Raw genomic sequence first — 19,965 nt, forward strand, 5'->3', positions numbered from 1 at the left:
CCCTGCCCCTTTTGAAAGCACTGCGCATGGCACTTTTGAAGTTCAGTTCGAAAACCGATATCCGGGATGAAGTAAATCCCGACATGGAAGCCTTCCTGAAAGGTTATTCTATCGAGGTGATGCCACGAACCGCCGAAAAGATCGACGATTTCCGCGCTTTGCTGCCAAAAGGCACGCGGGTTTACATCGCCCATATCGAAGGCACCCCTATCGAGGACATGGTGGCCACGGCAAAGCGCCTGCGGGCAGAAGGCTATGATCCGATGCCGCATTTTCCGGCCCGTATCATCAAGGACGAGGCAACGCTTGCAGACTGGATTGCGCGCTATCAGGGAGAAGCCGGTGTCGATCAGGCTCTGGTCCTTGCCGGTGGTCTGGCCAAGCCTTACGGCGATTTTCACTGTTCCATGCAGCTTCTTGAGACAGGGCTGTTTGACAAGGCAGGGTTCAAACGGCTGCACACAGCCGGCCACCCGGAGCCCAACACAGACATCGATCCTGATGGCGGGCGCAAGAACGTGAATGAGGCGTTGAGCTGGAAACAGGCGTTTTCAGAACGAACAGATGCACAGATGGCCTTGGCCACCCAGTTTTGTTTTGACAGCAAGCCGGTGATCGAATGGGCAAACGACCTGAAGTCGCAAGGTATTGATATTCCGGTACATATCGGGATCGCAGGACCGGCCAAACTGCAAACCATGATCAAATTCGCCATTGCCTGCGGCGTTGGGCCCTCGTTGAAGGTCTTGCAAAAACGGGCTAAGGACGTCACCAAGCTGCTGATGCCGTTCGAACCGACCGGCATTGTGTCCGAACTGGCTGCGCATAAAGCCGCCAACCCGGAATTCAACATCGAGCAGGTGCACTTCTTCCCGCTCGGAGGGATCAAAACCAACGCAACTTGGGCGATGGAGCATGGTGGTACCTCCGCCCTGCCCGCTGCACAACAAAACTAAGGCCGAATTGAATGACCCGTACTGTCGTCGAATCCAAAACAAAAACTGCCATTATCGGCTTTGACCAACCGTTCTGCGTCATCGGAGAGCGGATTAACCCCACTGGGCGCAAGAAACTTGCTGCCGAACTGGAAGCAGGCGATTTCTCAACCGTTGAAAAAGATGCCATCGCGCAAGTGGCGGCGGGGGCAAACATCCTCGATATCAATGCTGGCGTAGTCTACAATTCCAACCCGAACCCGAACGAGACCGAGCCACCGCTGATGCGTTCCATTGTAGATATGGTTCAGGGGCTGGTGGATGTACCTCTGTGTATCGACAGTTCCGTTCCCGGTGCGCTTCAGGCGGGTCTGGAAGCTGCCGAAGGCCGTCCGTTGCTGAACTCTGTCACCGGTGAGGAAGACCGTCTTGAGATGGTCCTGCCATTGGTGAAGAAATACAATGTTCCGGTTGTTGCCATTTCAAATGATGACACTGGGATTTCCGAAGACCCGGACGTGCGTTTCGAAGTGGCCAAAAAGATCGTGGAACGTGCAGCCGATTTCGGCATTCCGGCCCATGACATTGTTGTTGACCCGCTGGTAATGCCGATTGGCGCAATGGCAACTGCCGGTTTGCAGGTCTTTGCACTGGTACGCCGCCTGCGCGAGGAACTGGGCGTGAATACCACCTGTGGTGCGTCGAACGTGTCTTTCGGTCTGCCAAACCGTCACGGTGTAAATAATGCGTTTTTGCCTATGGCGATTGCAGCGGGCATGACATCCGCCATTATGAACCCCGTGGCCGTTCCGGTGAATCAGACCAAGCTGGACGCGAAAAAAGCGGAACTGGCTGAAGCAGGAATCATTGTTCCGGACGACATGGATATGGAGCTGTTCGCACAGATCACCGGACTCGGCTCTACCAAATTCGGTCCGGGCAGCGAAATGACAGCAATTCGTGCTGCAAATCTTCTGATGAACAACGATGCCCACGGGGGCGAGTGGATCAACTTTAACAAAGCCCCTGTAAAAGCGGGCGAACAGGAAGCCGGCGCACGGGGCCGGCGCACCGGCGGGCGCCGCCGCCGCGGGTAAAACCACCTCCGGCCAGCGCACATTTGTTCCGCTGGCCGGAACACTCTCTTCTTGCTTCGCTTGTTCCCTATTCCGCGCTGTGCAACTAGGTTTCTTGCGAAAGTGAGACGATAATGACCAATTCCTATACAGCACCGGCCGGCACCTCTGTGGGCCACATCCATTTGAAAGTATCTGATCTCGACCGCGCATTAGATTTCTATTGCGGCGTTTTGGGATTCGAACTGACACAGCGGTACGGCTCAGAGGCCGCATTTGTTGCAGCCGGTGGCTACCACCACCATATCGGGCTGAACACATGGCATTCCAAAGGCCAACCCCCCGCGCCGCAAAATACAGCCGGATTGTACCACCTTGCCCTGCTTTATCCGACACGCGCCGATTTGGGCAGGGTGCTCTTGCAACTGGACAAGCACGGCGTCCGTCTTGACGGGGCAGCGGATCACGGGGTCAGTCAGGCACTCTATCTACGTGATCCCGATGAAAACGGGATAGAGCTCTACTGGGATCGCCCGCAGCCGGAATGGCCGCGCAATAGCGACGGTGAACTGGCGATGGACAACAGCCGGCTGGACCTGAACGCCCTAAGGGAAGCCGCGGGCTGACAAGGGGCAGCGGCCTGTCTCCTTGGCACGGGTTGCCGTTACCTGTAGACCGGAGGCTGAGAAGTGGAACCCCTTTTGACAGAACCGATCCCACGATCCCGCCTCAACCGCGCCGCACATCTGGTGGTGCGGCTTGGGGTTATACTGCTGCTGGCGCTGGTGTTGCACTGGGCGCTGGACTGGCTCGGGGCGGAAGTGAAACGGGTCGAAACCGGCGGCAAGAAAGTTATGCTTACGGGCATGTTGGTCCTGATCCTGCTGGTCTATGCGCTCGTGATTGCAGTGCCTTTCGTTCCGGGAGTGGAGATCGGGTTCGCCTTGATGGCGATGCAAGGGGCAAAGATCGCCCCTTTTGTTTTTATCTTCACCTTCATGGGGTTGGCGCTTGCCTTTCTGGTGGGGCATCTTCTGCCCTATCCGGTACTCTCGAGGTTTCTCGAGAGTTGGGGGCTGCGTAAGGCGGCCCGGATGGTCAGGGACACGCAATCCCTTGATCTGGAACAACGCACCAGTTTGATGAAATCCCGGCTACCTGGGTTTCTTGGGCCGTTGTTTGTGAACTGGCGCTATGTGTTTCTGGCGATTCTGATCAACATTCCCGGCAATATGGTGCTTGGCGGTGGTGGCGGCATCTGCTTTTCCGCAGGGCTTAGCCGTTTGTTCCGTCCGGCTTGGGCACTGATTACACTGGCGTTGGCAGTGGCCCCGGTGCCCGCTCTGTTCTACTTTGCAGGCATAACACTGTTCTGACCGGAAATTTCCGGAATTTATGCCGCAAATAGCCCAAAACTGACGCGGGCTGGCTTCCCATTTCCTGCCACCTGCCTATTGTCGCCCTGTTGGTTCCTCCCAAGTAGAACAGGCCGATTGACATGAACACTCCGAACGATCCACTGGTAATTTTCACCCCTTCCGGCAAAAGGGGGCGCTTTGCTGTTGGCACACCGATTTTGACCGCTGCACGCCAGCTTGGGGTGGATCTGGACAGTGTCTGCGGAGGCCGCGGGATTTGTTCGAAATGCCAGATACAACCGTCGTATGGCGAGTTTTCCAAACATGGTGTGACCGTCGCGGATGACGCCCTGTCCGAATGGAATTCGGTAGAGGAGCGCTATAAATCCAAGCGGGGCATGATCGACGGGCGCAGGCTCGGCTGTCAGGCACAAGTTCAGGGCGATGTCGTGATTGACGTGCCGCCCGAAAGTCAGGTCCACAAGCAAGTAGTGCGCAAACGGGCGGAGGCGCGGGACATCGTCATGGACCCGTCCACAAAACTGTTCTTTGTCGAGGTACAACAGCCCGACATGCATGACCCAACCGGCGATCTGGAACGGCTGGTCAAAGCGCTGCGCGAACAATGGGACCTGCCCCATCTGGAGGCCGATCTTGGCATTCTCCAGACAATGCAGCCAATCCTGCGCAAGGGCGAATGGAAGGTCACTTGTGCGGTACATCTGGGCGACGACATGTTCAGCCCGCGTATCATGCACATCTGGCCCGGTTTTTACGAAGGCTCCATCTACGGGCTGGCGGTTGATCTTGGTTCGACTACTATCGCAGGGCATCTGTGTGATCTGCAAACCGGCGAAGTGGTGGCCTCTAGCGGGTTGATGAACCCGCAGATCCGCTTTGGCGAGGATTTGATGAGCCGTGTCAGCTATTCCATGATGAACGAGAGCGGCGCACAGGAAATGACCCGCGCCGTGCGGGATGGCATGAACACCCTGTTCACCAATATCGCGGCCGAAGCGGGCATCGACCAGTCTCTGATCGTGGACGCAGTGTTTGTGTGCAATCCGGTGATGCACCACCTGTTCCTTGGGATTGATCCGTTTGAACTGGGTCAGGCCCCTTTCGCGCTGGCGAGTTCGGACAGCATTTCCCTGCGTGCGCTGGAATTGGGCCTTAACCTGCATCCGGCGGCGCGGGTGTATCTGCTGCCGTGTATCGCAGGCCATGTAGGGGCGGATGCGGCGGCTGTGGCCCTGTCCGAAGCACCAGACAAATCCGAAGACCTCGTGCTTGTGGTAGATGTGGGCACCAATGCGGAAATTCTGCTGGGGAACAAGAAAAAGGTGCTCGCCTGTTCCTCCCCCACGGGTCCTGCTTTTGAAGGGGCGCAGATTTCATCCGGCCAGCGCGCGGCCCCCGGTGCGATTGAACGGGTGGAGATCGACCCCGTCACCAAAGAACCCCGCTTCCGCGTCATCGGCTCTGACCTGTGGTCCGACGAGGAAGGATTTGCCGAGAGCATCCTGTCGAGCGGAATCACCGGCATTTGCGGGTCCGGCATCATTGAAATGGTCGCGGAAATGCGGCTGGCAGGGATTGTGGACGGTCCGGGGCTGATCGGCTCCCCTGCGCAAGTGGGCACCGACCGCTGTTTCCTTGACGGGCGCACCCATTCCTATCTGGTCTGGGACGGTACTGCCGACGGCGGGCCGCGCATTACGGTCACAAACCGCGACATCCGCGAAATCCAGATGGCCAAAGCAGCGCTGTATTCCGGTGCGCGGTTGCTGATGGATAAGTTTGGTGTGGATACGGTTGACCGCATCGTGCTGGCGGGCGCATTCGGGGCCCATATCTCGCCCAAACACGCGATGGTGCTGGGCATGATCCCCGATTGCATCTTGGATAAAGTCACTAGTGCTGGCAACGCCGCTGGAACGGGCGCACGAATTGCGTTGCTGAATGTGGGCTCCCGACGGGAGATCGAGCAAACGGTGAAAGCAATCCACAAGATCGAAACCGCAATCGAACCCCGCTTTCAAGAGCATTTCGTCAACGCCAGCGCCATTCCGAATAGTGTTGAACCCTTCCCGATCCTTGAAACACACGTCACCCTGCCGGATGTGAACTTCAACACCGGCGGCGAAGGTGACAGCGCATCAGGCGGTGGTGGCGGCAGACGCCGCCGCAGACGCGGCTAGGGTCACATATTTCAACCCTGCACCCTTTTAAAACAGGCTGCAGGGTTTCCCGCGTCAAGCCCCCTATCCGCGATTGACGGCAATCTGCAAAGCCGCTAAATCACCCCGACAGAGCGGGTATGGTGAAAAGGTATCACGGCAGCTTCCCAAGCTTTAGTTACGAGTTCGATTCTCGTTACCCGCTCCAAGGTTTCCGCTGAAAATTTGGAAAATATTTAATGGGGGGCTTGTAACCGCAATATGAGCCCCTAAGTGGTAGGATGCCCCGGGGCAAAGGACCCGGATGACCAGTGTTAAGGCCCGCAAGCGCTATCCGCGCCCGGGTCAGGCGGGTCGGCGTGATCCAGGTCATGTCGCATCCTTCCATGCACAACGTGGTTACAACATACCACGCTAGGTTTTCTCGTACCAAAAGCCGCTAAAGCGGCGGATGGGAGCTAGGTCAAATAGCCCGGGCATTTGAAGAACGGAGTTCATTGATGCCCGGGTTTTACCTACATTCCGAAAACGAGTTTGACCCCTCGACCGACGATTTCATTCTCAAGTCGGTATCGAAGGAGCGCAAATACAAGCACTTCGACTTACCGGTACCCGAAGATCAACGAGAGCAGACCATCGACTTCGGTTCGAATATAAAGCCGCACCGCTTCTTGCCCCTACTCGGTTTCAACGACGTGACCCGACGGCTAGTTCGCGTCAAAGATGATGCTGGAAATTGGCTCCGGGACGACGGCGGGGAGTTCGTCCGAAGGGAGAAAGTCAAAACCCGACCGATCCGCTTTGCAGGTCATGAGGACGCCGCGTACTTGCAGGGCTATGCCGCTCACCTTAACGGTTACTACGAGAGCGCCCTTGCCTCCGATGGGAGTTCAGGCTCCGTCCTGGCTTACCGAAAGGGTGGCGGAACCAATATTCACCATGCGAAATCGTTGTTCGACGAGATCCTAGACAGGCAAGAATGCTCGGTCTTCGCAATGGACATTTCTGGATTCTTCGATTGCCTGGATCACAAGCTGCTTCGGGATGAGATCGCCGGACTACTAGGTGTCAGCCGCCTAGATTCCCATCATGGCCGTGTCTGGCAGAACATTACAAAGTACTCTTGGGTCGAAACCGACGACCTGGACAAGTTGCTCGGGCGAAGACGCAACGGGCATGGTCGGGTTTGTTCACCACAGGATTTCATTGCACATGTGCAAGGCCGGAAGAATGGCCTGATCCGGCGCCACGAGCTGGATTATGGCATCCCACAAGGCACGCCTGTCTCCGGTCTCTATGCCAACATATACCTGCGCTCCTTTGACCGGGAGATGATCGCCCTCTGCTCGAAATATGGTGGCTCTTACCGACGATATTCGGATGACATTGCAGTCGTACTGCCCTTGGGCGCGAAAGCCAGTCACGTGGTTGCGGTGGTTGAAAAGATGCTGGCCGACTCCGGCCTCGCAATATCGGTTGAGAAGACCGAGACCGCCGACTTCTCAGGCGGGCTTCTGATCTCGACGAAGCCAATCCAGTACCTTGGCTTCACCTTTGACGGGCGCCACACTCTGATCCGGTCCTCTTCCATCGACGCCTATCTCAGGAAAATGCGGCGCGGGATTCATGCGAAGTTGGTTGCTGCTAAGTCGAAAGAGGTACCGTCGTTTCAGGTCTATGAGCGGGAAATGCGGAGCCGATACACTCACGCAGGGAAACGCCGAAACTTCATCCGCTACGCGCACAAGGCGGCCAAGATCATGGGAAGCCGTGAGATCAAGCAGCAGGTCAAGAACCACATCAAATGGTTCGACCGCGCCTGGAGAGATGAGGTAACTCGTGTCTATGGCGGCCTCGTGACCACCGATCCTTAACATTTTTTGGCACATCGCCATCGCCTACAAACTGCCTACAATCATGGTTGGAATTCACCGCCAACCACTTGATGTAGAAAAAGTTAAAGGCGACTTCTCTCTCAGCTTCCCAAACTTTAGTTACGAGTTCGATTCTCGTTACCCGCTCCAGTCCCCTCCGAATTGATCCGTGTTAAACCGCTGGGTTTACGCCCGTTTCCTGTGATTGCACTGCGGCTGCGCTACGTGATCACGCAACCACACGAACTTGTGACTTACAAAACCAATCCGCGTCTGCCTGACCGCCGTATCCCTTGCACAACACGCCGATAGATGGCGTTTCAATCTAGGGAGAACAATCGTGAAAAATATACTGGTAGGTGCAGTGGTCGCAGGTCTTTTGGCTGGGGGCGCCGCGTTTGCGGAAAGCCATGGCATGAAAAATCCGATGGTTGGTGGCGCAGAAATGTTTGCGGACAAAAACATCGTTGAGAATGCTGTAAATTCCGCCGATCACACCACGCTCGTCGCCGCTGTCAAAGCTGCCGGTCTGGTGGATACGCTGGCAGGCGAAGGTCCCTTCACAGTCTTTGCACCAACAAATGACGCTTTTGCCGCCCTGCCCGATGGCACTGTGGACATGCTGCTGAAACCGGAAAACAAAGAGATGCTGACCAAAATTCTGACAGCGCATGTTGTTTCCGGCAAATGGACGGCGTCGGACATCGTGGCAGCCACGAAGAAAAGCAAAGACGGGTTTTTTCACTTTAACGCGGTATCCGGCGATGCCTTGTCGGCAAAACTGACCCCGGGTGGTCAGGTGTTCATCTATGACGAAAGCGGCAATGCCTATAAGGTTACAACCGCAGATGTGATGCAGTCGAACGGCGTCATCCATGTGGTGAATGGAGTGCTTGTGCCGAAATAATCCAAGACGATAAACAGGCACGCATGACGGGCAGTCTGGCGGAGGCTCCGGTTGGTAACAGCCGGAGCCTTTGCCGTATTAAAGAGTTGCGAGCAACCCGCGGGTGGAGCCGTCCTTATCCTCGGACGTGGCCTCGCCTTCGATCAGGGGCAGCATCCGCGTGGCGAGCACCTTGCCCAGTTCCACACCCCATTGATCAAAGCTGTTGATGCCCCAGATCACCCCTTCCACAAACACACGGTGTTCATAGAGCGCGATGATCTTGCCGAGCGTTTTCGGGTCAAGGATGTTGTACATCATGGTCACGCTGGGACGGTTGCCCGGAAACACGCGGTGGGCGGCCTGTTTTTCCAGTTCTGCCCCTTCAAACCCCTGTTCGCGCATTAATTCACGGGCTTCATCCATGCTGCGCCCGATCATCAATGCCTCGGACTGGGCGAGGCAATTGGCCAGCAGCAATCGATGCTGGTGGGCCAGTTCGCTTTCATGGCCACGCCGTGCGACCAGAAACTCGCAAGGAACAACGCGGGTGCCCTGGTGGATTAACTGATAGAAAGCGTGCTGGCCGTTTGTGCCCGGCTCTCCCCAGACAATCGGGCCGGAGTGACGGGGCAGCGGATTGCCCTCCATATCAACGCCTTTGCCGTTGCTCTCCATATCAAGCTGCTGGAGATAGGCCGGAAGCCGCAATAGCCGCTGGTCATAGGGCAGCACCGCGCGGGTGGCGTAGCCGCAGATATTGCTGTGCCAGATCCCTACAAGCGCAAGCAGGACCGGAAGGTTCTCTTCCAACGGTGTTTCGCGGAAGTGCGTGTCCATTTCCTCTGCGCCCTGAAGGAAGTCTGTGAAGTTCTCGGGGCCAATGGACAGCATGACCGAAAGACCGATCGGTCCCCAGACCGAATAGCGCCCGCCAACCCAGTCGGCAAAGCCGAACACATGGTTTTCGGGGATGCCAAATTCCGCAGTTTTATCCCGCGCTGTAGACAGTGCCGCCAGATGGTCGCCGATCCGTTCTTCCGATACCGCTTGCAACAGCCACTTCTTACCGGTTTCGGCGTTTGTCATCGTCTCTATGGTTGTAAACGTTTTGGACGCAATGATCAGCAGGGTTGTGGCCGGATCAAGCCCCTTCAGCGTGTCGTGGATGTCTGCCCCGTCCACGTTGGACACAAAATGTACACGCGGGCCGTCGTGATACGGCGACAAGGCAATATTTGCCATGACAGGGCCCAGATCCGAACCGCCGATCCCGATATTCACCACATCAGTAAACGGCGCGCCGCTGGCAGAGGCCAGTTCACCTGAACGTACCCGAGCCGAGAAGGTTTTCATCGCCTCTAGCGTTTCCAGAACATCCGGCATCACATCGACCCCGTCCACCAGCACAGGCCGCCCCGACAGGTTTCGCAGGGCGGTATGCAACACGGCCCGATTTTCGGTCTGGTTTATTGCGTTACCTGCAAACATGGCGTCCCGTTTGGCTTCAACACCACAGGACCGCGCAAGGTCCAGAAGTAGGCTTTTTGCCTCGGCATCCAGATTGGTCTTGGAATAATCCAGCAGATAATCCCCGCATCTGGCAGAGAATGATGCGAAACGTTCGGGATCGTCAAACAGTCCCAAAATGGAACGCGACGCATTGGTTTCAAAGTTTCCAGACAGGGACTGCCAAATGCTCATTTTAAAATTCCTTAATCCGCGTAATGGGTTATGGCCTGTTCCTGAACGATCCGGACCGGCGCTTCAAGGGGGGATCGGGCCGACTGTGCCTGTGCAAGGGCGGTTTTCTTAACAGATCCCGCGATCAGGATATGAACCGCTTTGGCCGCCTGCAACACGGGCGCTGTCAGTGTCAGGCGGGGTTCGGGCGCGTTTGGCGCACGCATGGGTAAAAGAACCGGCGCTTGCGGGTCCAGCGCCTCTGCCAGCAGATCCGCTTCGGGGAAGATACTTGCGGTATGCATATCCGCGCCCATACCCAGAACACAAACATCCAGCGGGAGGGCGGATTCAATCCCTTCGCGCAGACTTTCAAGCACATCTTCCGGTGCCTCCGCTGCCTTATAGAAGGGTATTAGCGTTGCAGCGGCTGCATTGTCCTGCAACAGATTTTCGCGCAGAAGCCGTGTGTTGGAACGCTCGGACGCTTCCGGCACGAACCTTTCATCCGTCAGCATCACCTTGACCTTGGACCAGTCCAGATCCGCTGTGCGCAGCCGATGGAAAAACGGCGCCGGTGTGGTCCCGCCCGGAACCGCAAGTGTTGCAGTTCCGTTTGCCTCTAGAGCGGCGTGCAATTGTTTCTCTACGATGTCGGCCAAACCTTCAAACAGGGCGTCGCGGTTGTCGTATTCGATAAACTCGCTCATGGTTTGATCTCCCGCCAGCGGCGTCCGTCCTTATGCAGCAGCATCAGACTGTCATCCGGTCCCGAACCGCCCGGATCGTAAGGTACAGGGCGGCTGCCCGCCTCCTGCCAAGCCTCGATGATGGGATCGACCCAAGCCCATGCAGCCTCGACCTCGTCGCCGCGCATGAACAGGGTCTGGTCGCCCCGGATCACATCCATGATCAACCGCTCGTAAGCGTCCGGCATGACAGAGACCTGATCGCCAAGCGCATCTGCAAAGGACATATCAAGGGGCACTTCGGTCAGGCGCATACCGCCGGGTCCCGGCTCCTTGATGGTTACACGCATGGTGATTCCCTCATCCGGTTGCAGCCGGATCACCAGAACGTTGCCCTTGCGGTTGAAATCCCCTTCAAAGATAGAATGAGGCGGATCCTTGAACACGATGGCGATCTCGGACATCCGCCCGCGCAGGCGTTTACCGGTACGCAGATAGAACGGCGTACTGGCCCACCGCCAGTTCGCCACTTTCACCTTCATCGCAATGAAGCTTTCGGTTTTGGATTCTGGATCTTCCGCGTGTTCGACATAGCTGGCCATATCACGACCGGCAGAATACTGGCCGCGGACCACTTCGGACGGGGCCACAGGTTCCAGCGCGCGGATCACTTTCAGCTTTTCATCGCGCACCGCATCGGCCCCGTATTTGCTGGGCGGTTCCATCGCAGACAGACACAACAATTGCATCAGATGGTTCTGAACCATATCGCGCATGGCGCCGGATTTGTCATAGTATCCCCCCCGCCCCTCTACGCTGACGGTTTCAGCAACAGTGATCTGCACATGATCCACATGTTGAGCGTTCCACAAAGGTTCGAACAACGCATTACCAAACCGCACCGCCATCAGGTTCTGCACGGTTTCCTTACCAAGGTAATGGTCGATCCGGTAAATCTGGTGTTCGTCAAAACAGGCCCGCAGCTCCGCGTTCAGTGCTTTTGCAGTCTCCAGATCGTGGCCAAACGGTTTTTCCACGACGATCCGGCTGTGTTCGTCGGTAATACCATGCCCTGATAGCTTGCGGGCGATTTCGCCAAACAGGCTCGGCCCGACCGAAAAATAAACCGCATGGATCATATCGGGGCGCAGTTTTGATTTCAGTTCCTTCCAGCCGGTATCTCCGAACACATCCAGAGACACGTACTCCAGCATTTCCAGAAACTGGGCCACCGATTTGCTGTCTTTGGCTGTATCGCCCGCAAATTCCTTCAGCGCATCCTTTACGAAGTCGCGAAACCCTGCGTCGTCAAGCTCCCCCCGCGAGGCGCCAATGACTTTGGCCGTTTCGGGCATCTGCCCTGCGCACATCCGACGGAACAGGCCGGGCAGGATCTTGCGCCGGGCCAGATCGCCTGTTGCGCCTATGATGATCAAGTCGAATGGATCAACCGGTATAGTTTTAGCGACCATCTGGGCACCTCTGAACTGTTAATGTTAGCGATAACGTAGTTGCGTCGCATACAGTCACAACTACGTGGGTTTTGCAAGCTTTCCTTTGAAAACTAACATACAATCGGATAGCGATCAGGCAAGCAATGACAGGCAGACCGTATGAACCACCAGAAATTCGACCTTCCCGACCCGCAACCTTTGGGGAAATTCGAGCATCCTGACATCACCGCCAAAGGGGAACAGCGTGCGTCCGTTGCGTTGAACGGGGCAACCACCCTGTGGTTCAACACCGGTACCTTGTGTAACATTGAATGCGAGAACTGTTATATTTTCAGTTCACCCACCAATGACAGGCTGGTCTACATCACCCGTGCCGAAGTCGAAGATTATCTTGACCAGATAGAGGCCCGTGGCTGGCCCACGAAAGAAATCGCTTTCACCGGCGGCGAGCCTTTCATGAATCCTGAAATGGTTGAAATAACGGCCGCTTGTCTGGAACGGGGCTATGAAGTCCTGATCCTGACCAACGCCATGCGTCCGATGATGCGCAAGCGGGTACAGACCGGTATACTGGACCTCCACAAGGCCCATCCGGGCAAGCTGACCATGCGGATCTCAGTGGACCATTACGACCGTGCAAACCACGACAAGGAACGGGGAGAAGGCAGTTTTGACCTGACCCTAAAAGGCATGGAATGGTTGCGGGACGCGGGTATTCCGATGCATGTGGCGGGACGCACGATCTGGGGTGATACCGACGCTGAAAGCCGCGCGGGATACGCCGCGCTCTATAAACAATACGGGTTTGATATTGATCCGGCCCATCCAGCCCAAACCATGTTGTTTCCGGAAATGGATGAAATGGCCGAGGTCCCCGAGATCACCACAGCCTGTTGGGGTATTCTGAACAAATCCCCAAATGATGTAATGTGCGCGTCATCCCGCATGGTGGTAAAGTACAAAGGCGACGGCCATCTTTCTGTTCTGGCCTGCACGCTTCTGCCTTATGATCCGGAATTCAATCTGGGTCGAACCCTTGAAGAAGCAGAAAAACCCGTGAAGCTGAACCATCCCCACTGCTCTAAATTCTGCGTCCTTGGCGGCGCGTCCTGTTCTGTCTGATGCGCCGATTCATTCTGTCCTGGGGCGCTCTCGCGGTGACGGTCTTCGTCTGGGGCAGTTATCTGGTGTCCACAAGGGCGGCCATGACACAGCAGCTTTCCCCGATCGATATGGGCGTGCTGCGCTCTGTTCCGGCAGCAATCGCAGTTCTGCCATTTATCCTGAAACGGGGCATTAAACCGAAGTCGGCAAACTGGCTTGATATTCTGGTTATCGGCGGCGGAGGTGGCACCCTGTTCACGATTCTTCTCGCCTCTGGCTATCAATATGCGCCCACGGTTGACGGCGGTTTGTTTACCCCGTCCATGCTGCCGGTTTTTGTTGCAGCTCTGAGCCTGATCTTTCTGGGGCGGGCCTACGCGGGCATTCAATATGCCGGTATCGCGCTGATCCTGATCGGGGCTTTGGCCGTGGGCGGATTTGAGGCGATCCTCAACACCGCCTCGGGAAGCTGGCGCGGGCATCTGCTGTTTCTGACCGGATCTTGCTGCTGGGCGGCCTATACCGTGCGCTTCAACATCTCGGCGCTGGACCCGATTGACGGCGCTGTGGTTATTCTGGGGTGGTCCTCACTGGCCTTTCTTACGGCAATCGCGTTTTTTGGAACCGGATTGTTTTCTGTGCCGGCACCGATCCTTGCGATTCAGGTGTTTCAGGGGTTCATGGCCGGATTTGTCGCCAACTTTACCTTCCTCTACGCCATCCGCACCCTTGGCTCTGCCATTCCCGCCGCCGCAGCCGCGCTGGTTCCGGTGATCGCGGCAATCGGGGGATGGGTGTTTCTGGACGAGCCGATTTCAGCCTTCAAATGGCTTGGCATCCTGATCGTCACCGCCGGTGTTGCGCTGGCCTCCGGCGTGATCGAAACCCGCCGCACCCGCAAGGCCGAAGCCTCTTAACGGGCGGCGAGCGCCTCGGACAATACGGATTTCACGACAGTCAGGTCCACGTCACGGGTAACGAATGCCTCTCCCAAACCGCGGGCCATGATAAAGCCGATTACACCGTCGCTGACCTTTTTATCCTGTCCCATCAGGTCGATCAGTCCTTCGGCATCGGGCAGCGGACCATCGATTTCCGACAGGTCGCATTTCATACCCATCGCCTTGAAATGAGCCCGAACGCGGCTCGGTGCTTCCTGCGAACAAAACCCGAGCCTCTGGGACACTTCATAAGCCAGTGCACAACCGATGGACACGCCTTCACCGTGGAGCAAGCGGTCCGAATAGCCTGTGGCTGCCTCTAGCGCATGTCCGAAGGTATGGCCGAGGTTCAGCAAGGCGCGATCCCCCCGTTCCTGTTCGTCCCGCGCCACGATTTCGGCCTTCATCTCGCAAGAGCGTTTCACCGCGTAGATGCGTTTGGCCACATCCCCTGCAGCCGCAGCCGCAGCGTTTTCCTCCAGCCAGTCCCAGAAATCCGCATCCCCGAGCAAGCCGTATTTCGCGACTTCCCCGTAGCCTGCCAGATAATCCCGTTTCTCCAGCGTATCGAGCAATGACACATCGGCGAGAACCAGTTGCGGCTGATAAAATGCACCCACGAGGTTCTTGCCGTGAGGTGAGTTGATCCCCGTCTTGCCGCCCACGGAGCTGTCTACCTGAGCCAGCAATGTCGTGGGCATTTGCACGAAACGGATACCACGGCGCACAATGGCCGCTGCAAACCCTGCAAGATCACCGATCACGCCACCGCCAAAAGCAATCAGGATGTCGTCCCGTTCGATCTTTTCGGACAGCAACCATTCAACGGTACGCTGCAACTGGTCCCAGCTTTTGGTGGCTTCACCCGCCGGAAGCTGAAGCGTGACGGCCTCTATACCTGCAGTTTCCAGCCCTGACAGCAGCGCAGGTAAATGCTTCGAAGCGACAGTTTCATCCGTGATGACTGCTACTTTGTTGCGGCGCAGGAACGGCGCAACATAAGCGCCGGATTCCGCCAGCAGGCCAGTGCCTATTTCAATGTTATAGGAGCGATGCCCCAGATCCACGACTACCTGTTCGCGCATTAGCGTGCTCCTTTTGTGACGCCGCTGTTGGAGTCGGCCAACAGGGTTTGGATTACCCGCTGTGCCATATCTTCAAGGGAAAGCCCTTCTTCGCTGTCCACTACAATCTCGGCGTTCTGGTAAATTGGTGTGCGCGCAGTGTGAAGCCCTGCCAGCGTTTCGCGCGGGTTGTCGGTACGCAACAGTGGGCGCGTGCTTTTATGCCGGACCCGCGACCACAGCAGCTCCAGATCGGCCCGCAGCCACAAAGCCACCCCGTGTTTTGCAATCAGCGCGCGGTTGCCTTCAGCCAGATATGCCCCGCCGCCCGTGGACAGGATGCAAGGTTTTCCAAGCAAGAGCCGCTCTAGCACCTGACTTTCCTTGGCGCGAAAAAACGCCTCTCCGTCACGGGTAAATATCTCGGCCACCGTCATATTGGCAGCCCGTTCGATCTCGTGATCCGAATCAAGAAATGGCACGCCCAGCTTTTGCGCAACTAGCGTACCTACCGCGGTTTTGCCAGCCCCCATCAGCCCGACCAGCACAACCGTTTTTTTCAAGTGATAGCCCAATCCAGCCCGTCCCTAAGCCCGGGGTCCGTCAGGAAAATACGCAAGTTCCTGCCGATGCCCCATTATCAAATTCCAATTTGGGTGATAACATTGTCTAAACTTCATACAACCCCCAGAGGCCCGATCCGGGGTCTTTCTTGATGGCAGCATCAAGGGGCAAAGTAAGAAAAGAAGGCAATAGAGGCAAAATCAATGGGCAGGATCATCCGTTTTCTCATTTTAGTACTGATCCTCGCATTTCTGGCGGTTTTGGGGTATTCTTTCGTGGGCGATCTTTCTGCCCCCAAAACAGAGGTGACAGTCCCTGTTACGCTTGACGACACATAGAATCTGTAGCGTCGTATTCTTAAGCTGTACGCCGTTTTCTGCACAGGCGCAGGGGATCGTCGGGGGCATTACCACCGAAGCAATCCGCACAAGCCAGTTGGATACGGTCCAGACCGACGCTGTGGGCATTCTGAGCCCCTCTCAATCCGGTATTCCACAGGAGTTCTGGGGCAATAGCGATGTGGCTACGCTTGCCCGTCTGGTTGCTCCTTTTCACGAAGGTGCCTTGCCACAGATCAATGCGCTGTGGCAGCGGATTGTTCTGAGCGAGGTTGATCCCCCGCAATATATCTCGCAGAAGGGTGCCCTGCTGCTGGCTCGGGTGGATTATCTCATGAATGCCGGTGCGCTCGAACAGGCAGAGGCCTTGCTGGACCGTGTCGGCGCACAAACCCCCGAGTTGTTTCGCCGGACGTTCGATGTCGGGCTACTGGCCGGTCGGGCCCAGTCCGCCTGTAACATGATGCTGCGCAACCCGAGCCTGACGCCGGATTTCAAGGCCCGCGTTTTTTGTCTGGCCCGTGCAAATGACTGGTCCGCTGCAGCGTTGACGCTGACCACGGCCAAAGCACTTGGCCAGATCAGTGATCCTGACGAACACCTGCTTGCCCGTTTTCTTGATCCCGAATTGTTCGAGGAAAGCGCCGCGCCGCCGCCGCCTTCTCCGCTAACGGCTTTGGATTTTGTCATGCGCGAAGCACTGGCCCTGCCCCGCAGCGGACGCGCACTGCCACTGGCCTTTCTCCACGGCGATTTGCAAAGCCAGACCGGATGGCGCAATCAGGTACTGGCGACCGAAAGGCTTGTTCGGTCCGGCGCAATCCCGCCCGATCGGCTGATCTCTTTGTATCAAGACGGAGAGCCGGCCGCCTCCGGTGGTATCTGGGTCCGGATTTCTGCTGTTCAGAACCTGATCGAAGCAATTGACAGAAATGACGCAGAGGCGATCTCCAAAGCGCTGCCAGATGCCTATCGCACCCTGCGAGCGGTTGGACTGGAGTTTATTCTTGCCGATCTGGCAGCAGATGATCTGCGGGATATGGAGCTTTCGCCAAAAGCCGCGTCGATCCGATACCGGCTTTGGTTGACCCAAACCGATTACGCAGACCTGACATTTGAATATACACCACAGCACGACACGGAAGCATTTTTGCAGGCCATCGCTCAGGGTCAGGCTTTGCCAAATCCGCAGAACGATATTGAAGCAGCTGTAAAAGCCGCTTTTGATGGAACGACACTGGATGTTTCAGCGGTTACGGATGCACGGCAGGGCCGGTTCGGCGAGGCGATCCTGCGCTCCACGACTGACCTGATTGCATCACGTTACGCCGATCCGCTGGCGGTAGAGGCCAGCCTGTCAGCGCTGGTGCTGGCGGGCATGGAAGACGACGCCCGACAGATTGCATTGGCGGTTCTGTTGCAAAAAGCCCGTCAGATATGATGCAAAACTGGATCGAAACCTTTCTCGAAGCCATGTACGCCGAACATGATGCTTCTGAAAACACACTAAAGGCCTATGCCGCCGATCTACGGGAATTTGGCGAATTTCTGAGCCATGCCGGCACGGATTTTTCACGGGCAACCCGAGACGATGTGGAAGGTTACCTGATATCGCTCGATCAGAGGGGAATGGCACAAGCGACGCGGGCGCGTCGGCTCTCTTCCTTGCGCCAATTGTTTCGGTTTGCCTTTGAAGAGGGCTGGCGGGAGGATGATCCTGCAACGCAAATCAGAGGCCCCCGCAAGAAGCGTCATCTGCCCAAAACCCTGAGCGAGGAAGAAGTGGACCGTCTGCTTGAGGCCGCTCAAACCACGGGGCGAAGCGAAACCGACCGGTTACGCAACAGCTGCCTGATCCAACTTCTCTATGCAACGGGGATGCGCGTCAGCGAGCTGGTTTCGCTGCCGGTCGCGGCTGTAAGGGGCAATCCAGAGATGTTGCTGGTGCGCGGTAAGGGCGACAAGGAACGGCTGGTACCGCTTTCCCCCCCGGCAAAGATGGCAGTTGCCGTATGGTTGGAGCGACGCGACAGGGATGAGGAGACCGCGCGCCTAAAGGGGAAACAACCCTCGCGGTTCCTGTTTCCTTCCAATGGCAAGCTCGGACACCTGACGCGCATCCGGTTTTATACACTGGTGAAGGAATTTGCTGTCAACGGCGGGGTTAGCCCCGAGTCTGTCACCCCGCACACGCTGCGCCATGCTTTTGCCACCCATCTTCTGGCAGGCGGCGCTGATTTGCGCGTGATCCAGATGCTGCTTGGCCACGCGGATGTGGCCACGACGGAGATCTACACCCATGTGCTGGACGATAACCTCAAGAAACTGGTTATGGAGCACCATCCGCTTGCAGAGAAATAACTGCCCGCGCCACACTCCTTGTATTTGACGCCAAACTGACGCGGATGATTGATCCCCCGCCCTATTCCGGTTTATTTGCTAGCAGGTTAAGATCGCAACAACACAGCCTTTTGTAAGGATAATACCGGATGGATACGGCGCAAACCGCAACCGCGACTATGGACATTAGTGCCTGGCTGACGATCGGGGGCATTATCTGCCTGCTGGCGATCTCGGCCTTCTTTTCTGGCAGCGAGACTGCCCTGACGGCGGCTTCGCGGGGCAAGCTGCATTCCCTTGCGGACCGCGGCTCTGCAGGCGCGAGTCGTGCGCTGCGCCTGACTGAAAACTCCGAAAGCCTGATCGGGGCCGTTCTGCTGGGCAACAACCTTGTGAATATCCTTGCCGCTTCGCTGGCGACAAGCCTGTTTATGCGGCTGTTCGGAGAAAGCGGCGTGGCCCTTGCGACGCTGATCATGACCATTCTGGTACTGGTTTTTGCAGAAGTATTGCCGAAAACCTACGCGATCCTTCAATCGGAGAAGGCTGCGACCCATGTCTCTCTTCCGATCACCATAGTCGTGGCGGTTCTGGCACCGGTCGTAAATCTGGTGCAACTGATCGTGCGGGGCATCCTGCGCGCGCTGGGCGTCAGTGCAGAAGCCGAAAGCGAAGCCTCTGCCGCACAGGCCGAAATCGCAGGGACCATCTCCCTTGGCCACGTGGAAGGAACTGTAGACCGCGACGACCGTGACCGTCTTCTTGGCGCGCTGGACCTGAAAGACCGCGAGGTCGAGGAGATCATGTTGCACCGTTCCGATATGGAAATGGTAGACGCCTCCAATTCACCGCAGGACATTATCAACCAGTGTCTTACATCGCCCCATACCCGCCTGCCCGTCTGGCAGGACGATCCCGAGAACATTATCGGCGTTCTTCATGCCAAAGACTTGCTGCGGGCTGTGAACAAGATCCTGCGGGGCGAACAGGATGCCGCGAGCGATCTGGACGGGTTCAATGTGCTTGATGTGGCCATGACCCCGTATTTTGTCCCCGAAACCACCACACTTGACGACCAGTTACGCGAATTCCTGCGCCGTAAAACCCACTTTGCACTGGTGGTGGACGAATATGGCGCGCTGCAGGGATTGATTACGCTGGAAGATATCATCGAAGAAATTATCGGCGAGATTTCGGACGAACATGATGTGGACGACCAGCCGACACCCGAGATCGACACGCTCGGCCATTATCTGATTGATGGGGCCATGACGATCCGGGATCTGAACCGCGCGCTGGACTGGTCCCTTCCCGATGACGAAGCCAATACCGTCGCCGGGCTGGTGATCCACGAAGCCCAGATGATCCCCGATGCCGGACAGGTTTTCGCCTTCCACGGCTTCCGGTTTGAAATCATCGAACGCGAGCAGAACAAGATCACCCAGTTACGGATCAAACCCCTTTAGGATCATCAAAGCC

General features: G+C 56.8%; 18 protein-coding genes and 1 tRNA gene. 14 read left to right on the top strand and 5 right to left on the bottom strand.

Annotated features, from left to right (window positions below):
* Positions 1-26 precede the first annotated feature (26 nt).
* The 8 genes from C0U40_RS16275 (at position 27) to C0U40_RS16310 (ending at position 8,330) form a co-directional block, all read left to right on the top strand.
* On the top strand, positions 27-956 hold the full coding sequence (locus tag C0U40_RS16275) for a 5,10-methylenetetrahydrofolate reductase (RefSeq protein WP_101656864.1): 930 nt from the start codon (positions 27-29) through the stop codon (positions 954-956).
* A gap of 11 nt (positions 957-967) precedes the next feature.
* The gene (locus C0U40_RS16280) at positions 968-2,032 is read left to right on the top strand and encodes a methyltetrahydrofolate cobalamin methyltransferase (protein ID WP_101656865.1); all 1,065 of its coding nucleotides are present in this window, start codon (positions 968-970) and stop codon (positions 2,030-2,032) included.
* Between the two features lie 113 nt (positions 2,033-2,145).
* Complete coding sequence (locus C0U40_RS16285) at positions 2,146-2,637, top strand: VOC family protein (protein WP_101656866.1); 492 nt, start codon at positions 2,146-2,148, stop codon at positions 2,635-2,637.
* Between the two features lie 75 nt (positions 2,638-2,712).
* Positions 2,713-3,387 carry a hypothetical protein gene (locus tag C0U40_RS16290; protein WP_145991951.1) on the top strand — a complete coding sequence of 225 codons (675 nt, stop codon included), beginning with the start codon at positions 2,713-2,715 and terminating at the stop codon, positions 3,385-3,387.
* Positions 3,388-3,509: 122 nt separating this feature from the next.
* On the top strand, positions 3,510-5,570 hold the full coding sequence (locus C0U40_RS16295; protein ID WP_101656868.1) for an ASKHA domain-containing protein: 2,061 nt from the start codon (positions 3,510-3,512) through the stop codon (positions 5,568-5,570).
* A gap of 113 nt (positions 5,571-5,683) precedes the next feature.
* A tRNA-Gly gene (locus C0U40_RS16300) sits at positions 5,684-5,757 on the top strand.
* Between the two features lie 292 nt (positions 5,758-6,049).
* Positions 6,050-7,423, top strand: coding sequence for an antiviral reverse transcriptase Drt2 (gene drt2 / locus C0U40_RS16305; protein ID WP_101656869.1), 1,374 nt, complete (start codon positions 6,050-6,052; stop codon positions 7,421-7,423).
* 415 nt (positions 7,424-7,838) lie between these two features.
* A complete protein-coding gene (locus C0U40_RS16310) occupies positions 7,839-8,330 on the top strand; it encodes a fasciclin domain-containing protein (RefSeq protein WP_101656913.1) in 492 nt (163 codons plus the stop codon).
* A 78-nt stretch (positions 8,331-8,408) separates the two neighbouring features.
* Here C0U40_RS16310 and pgi read toward each other — a convergent pair whose 3' ends face one another.
* The 3 genes from pgi to zwf are packed head-to-tail and all read right to left on the bottom strand — an operon-like array spanning position 8,409 to position 12,153.
* Positions 8,409-10,013: a glucose-6-phosphate isomerase gene (gene pgi / locus C0U40_RS16315; RefSeq protein ID WP_101656870.1), complete on the bottom strand. Its 1,605-nt coding sequence runs from the start codon at positions 10,011-10,013 to the stop codon at positions 8,409-8,411.
* A gap of 11 nt (positions 10,014-10,024) precedes the next feature.
* Positions 10,025-10,702, bottom strand: coding sequence for a 6-phosphogluconolactonase (gene pgl, locus C0U40_RS16320; RefSeq protein ID WP_101656871.1), 678 nt, complete (start codon positions 10,700-10,702; stop codon positions 10,025-10,027).
* Entirely contained in the window at positions 10,699-12,153 is a 1,455-nt protein-coding gene (gene zwf / locus C0U40_RS16325; RefSeq protein ID WP_101656872.1) for a glucose-6-phosphate dehydrogenase, read from the bottom strand. The genes pgl and zwf overlap by 4 nt, the downstream gene beginning before the upstream one ends.
* 141 nt (positions 12,154-12,294) lie before the next feature.
* Between zwf and C0U40_RS16330 the strand changes: the two genes are divergently transcribed.
* Positions 12,295-13,257, top strand: a complete 963-nt coding sequence (locus C0U40_RS16330) for a radical SAM protein (RefSeq protein ID WP_101656873.1) — start codon at positions 12,295-12,297, stop codon at positions 13,255-13,257.
* On the top strand, positions 13,257-14,156 hold the full coding sequence (locus C0U40_RS16335; RefSeq protein WP_101656874.1) for a DMT family transporter: 900 nt from the start codon (positions 13,257-13,259) through the stop codon (positions 14,154-14,156). Before C0U40_RS16330 ends, C0U40_RS16335 begins: the two co-directional genes overlap by 1 nt.
* On the opposite strand, the gene aroB is transcribed toward C0U40_RS16335, so the two are convergent.
* Positions 14,153-15,265: a 3-dehydroquinate synthase gene (aroB, locus tag C0U40_RS16340; RefSeq protein ID WP_101656875.1), complete on the bottom strand. Its 1,113-nt coding sequence runs from the start codon at positions 15,263-15,265 to the stop codon at positions 14,153-14,155. The two genes, C0U40_RS16335 and aroB, sit on opposite strands and share 4 nt — an antisense overlap.
* Positions 15,265-15,807 (bottom strand): shikimate kinase, encoded by a 543-nt coding sequence (locus tag C0U40_RS16345; protein WP_435673799.1) that lies wholly within the window; start codon positions 15,805-15,807, stop codon positions 15,265-15,267. The genes aroB and C0U40_RS16345 overlap by 1 nt, the downstream gene beginning before the upstream one ends.
* Before the next feature lie 204 nt (positions 15,808-16,011).
* Here C0U40_RS16345 and C0U40_RS20340 point away from each other — a divergent pair, with 204 nt between their 5' ends.
* From C0U40_RS20340 to C0U40_RS16360, 4 genes are all read left to right on the top strand, one after another.
* Entirely contained in the window at positions 16,012-16,146 is a 135-nt protein-coding gene (locus tag C0U40_RS20340) for a hypothetical protein (RefSeq protein WP_268237044.1), read from the top strand.
* Positions 16,133-17,587, top strand: coding sequence for a hypothetical protein (locus C0U40_RS16350; RefSeq protein WP_145991952.1), 1,455 nt, complete (start codon positions 16,133-16,135; stop codon positions 17,585-17,587). Before C0U40_RS20340 ends, C0U40_RS16350 begins: the two co-directional genes overlap by 14 nt.
* Positions 17,584-18,507 (top strand): site-specific tyrosine recombinase XerD, encoded by a 924-nt coding sequence (locus C0U40_RS16355; protein WP_101656878.1) that lies wholly within the window; start codon positions 17,584-17,586, stop codon positions 18,505-18,507. Before C0U40_RS16350 ends, C0U40_RS16355 begins: the two co-directional genes overlap by 4 nt.
* A 128-nt stretch (positions 18,508-18,635) precedes the next feature.
* Positions 18,636-19,952, top strand: a complete 1,317-nt coding sequence (locus C0U40_RS16360) for an HlyC/CorC family transporter (RefSeq protein ID WP_101656879.1) — start codon at positions 18,636-18,638, stop codon at positions 19,950-19,952.
* Positions 19,953-19,965 lie beyond the last annotated feature (13 nt).

The organism is Neptunicoccus cionae (assembly GCF_002860325.1).
GTDB lineage: Bacteria > Pseudomonadota > Alphaproteobacteria > Rhodobacterales > Rhodobacteraceae > Amylibacter > Amylibacter lutimaris.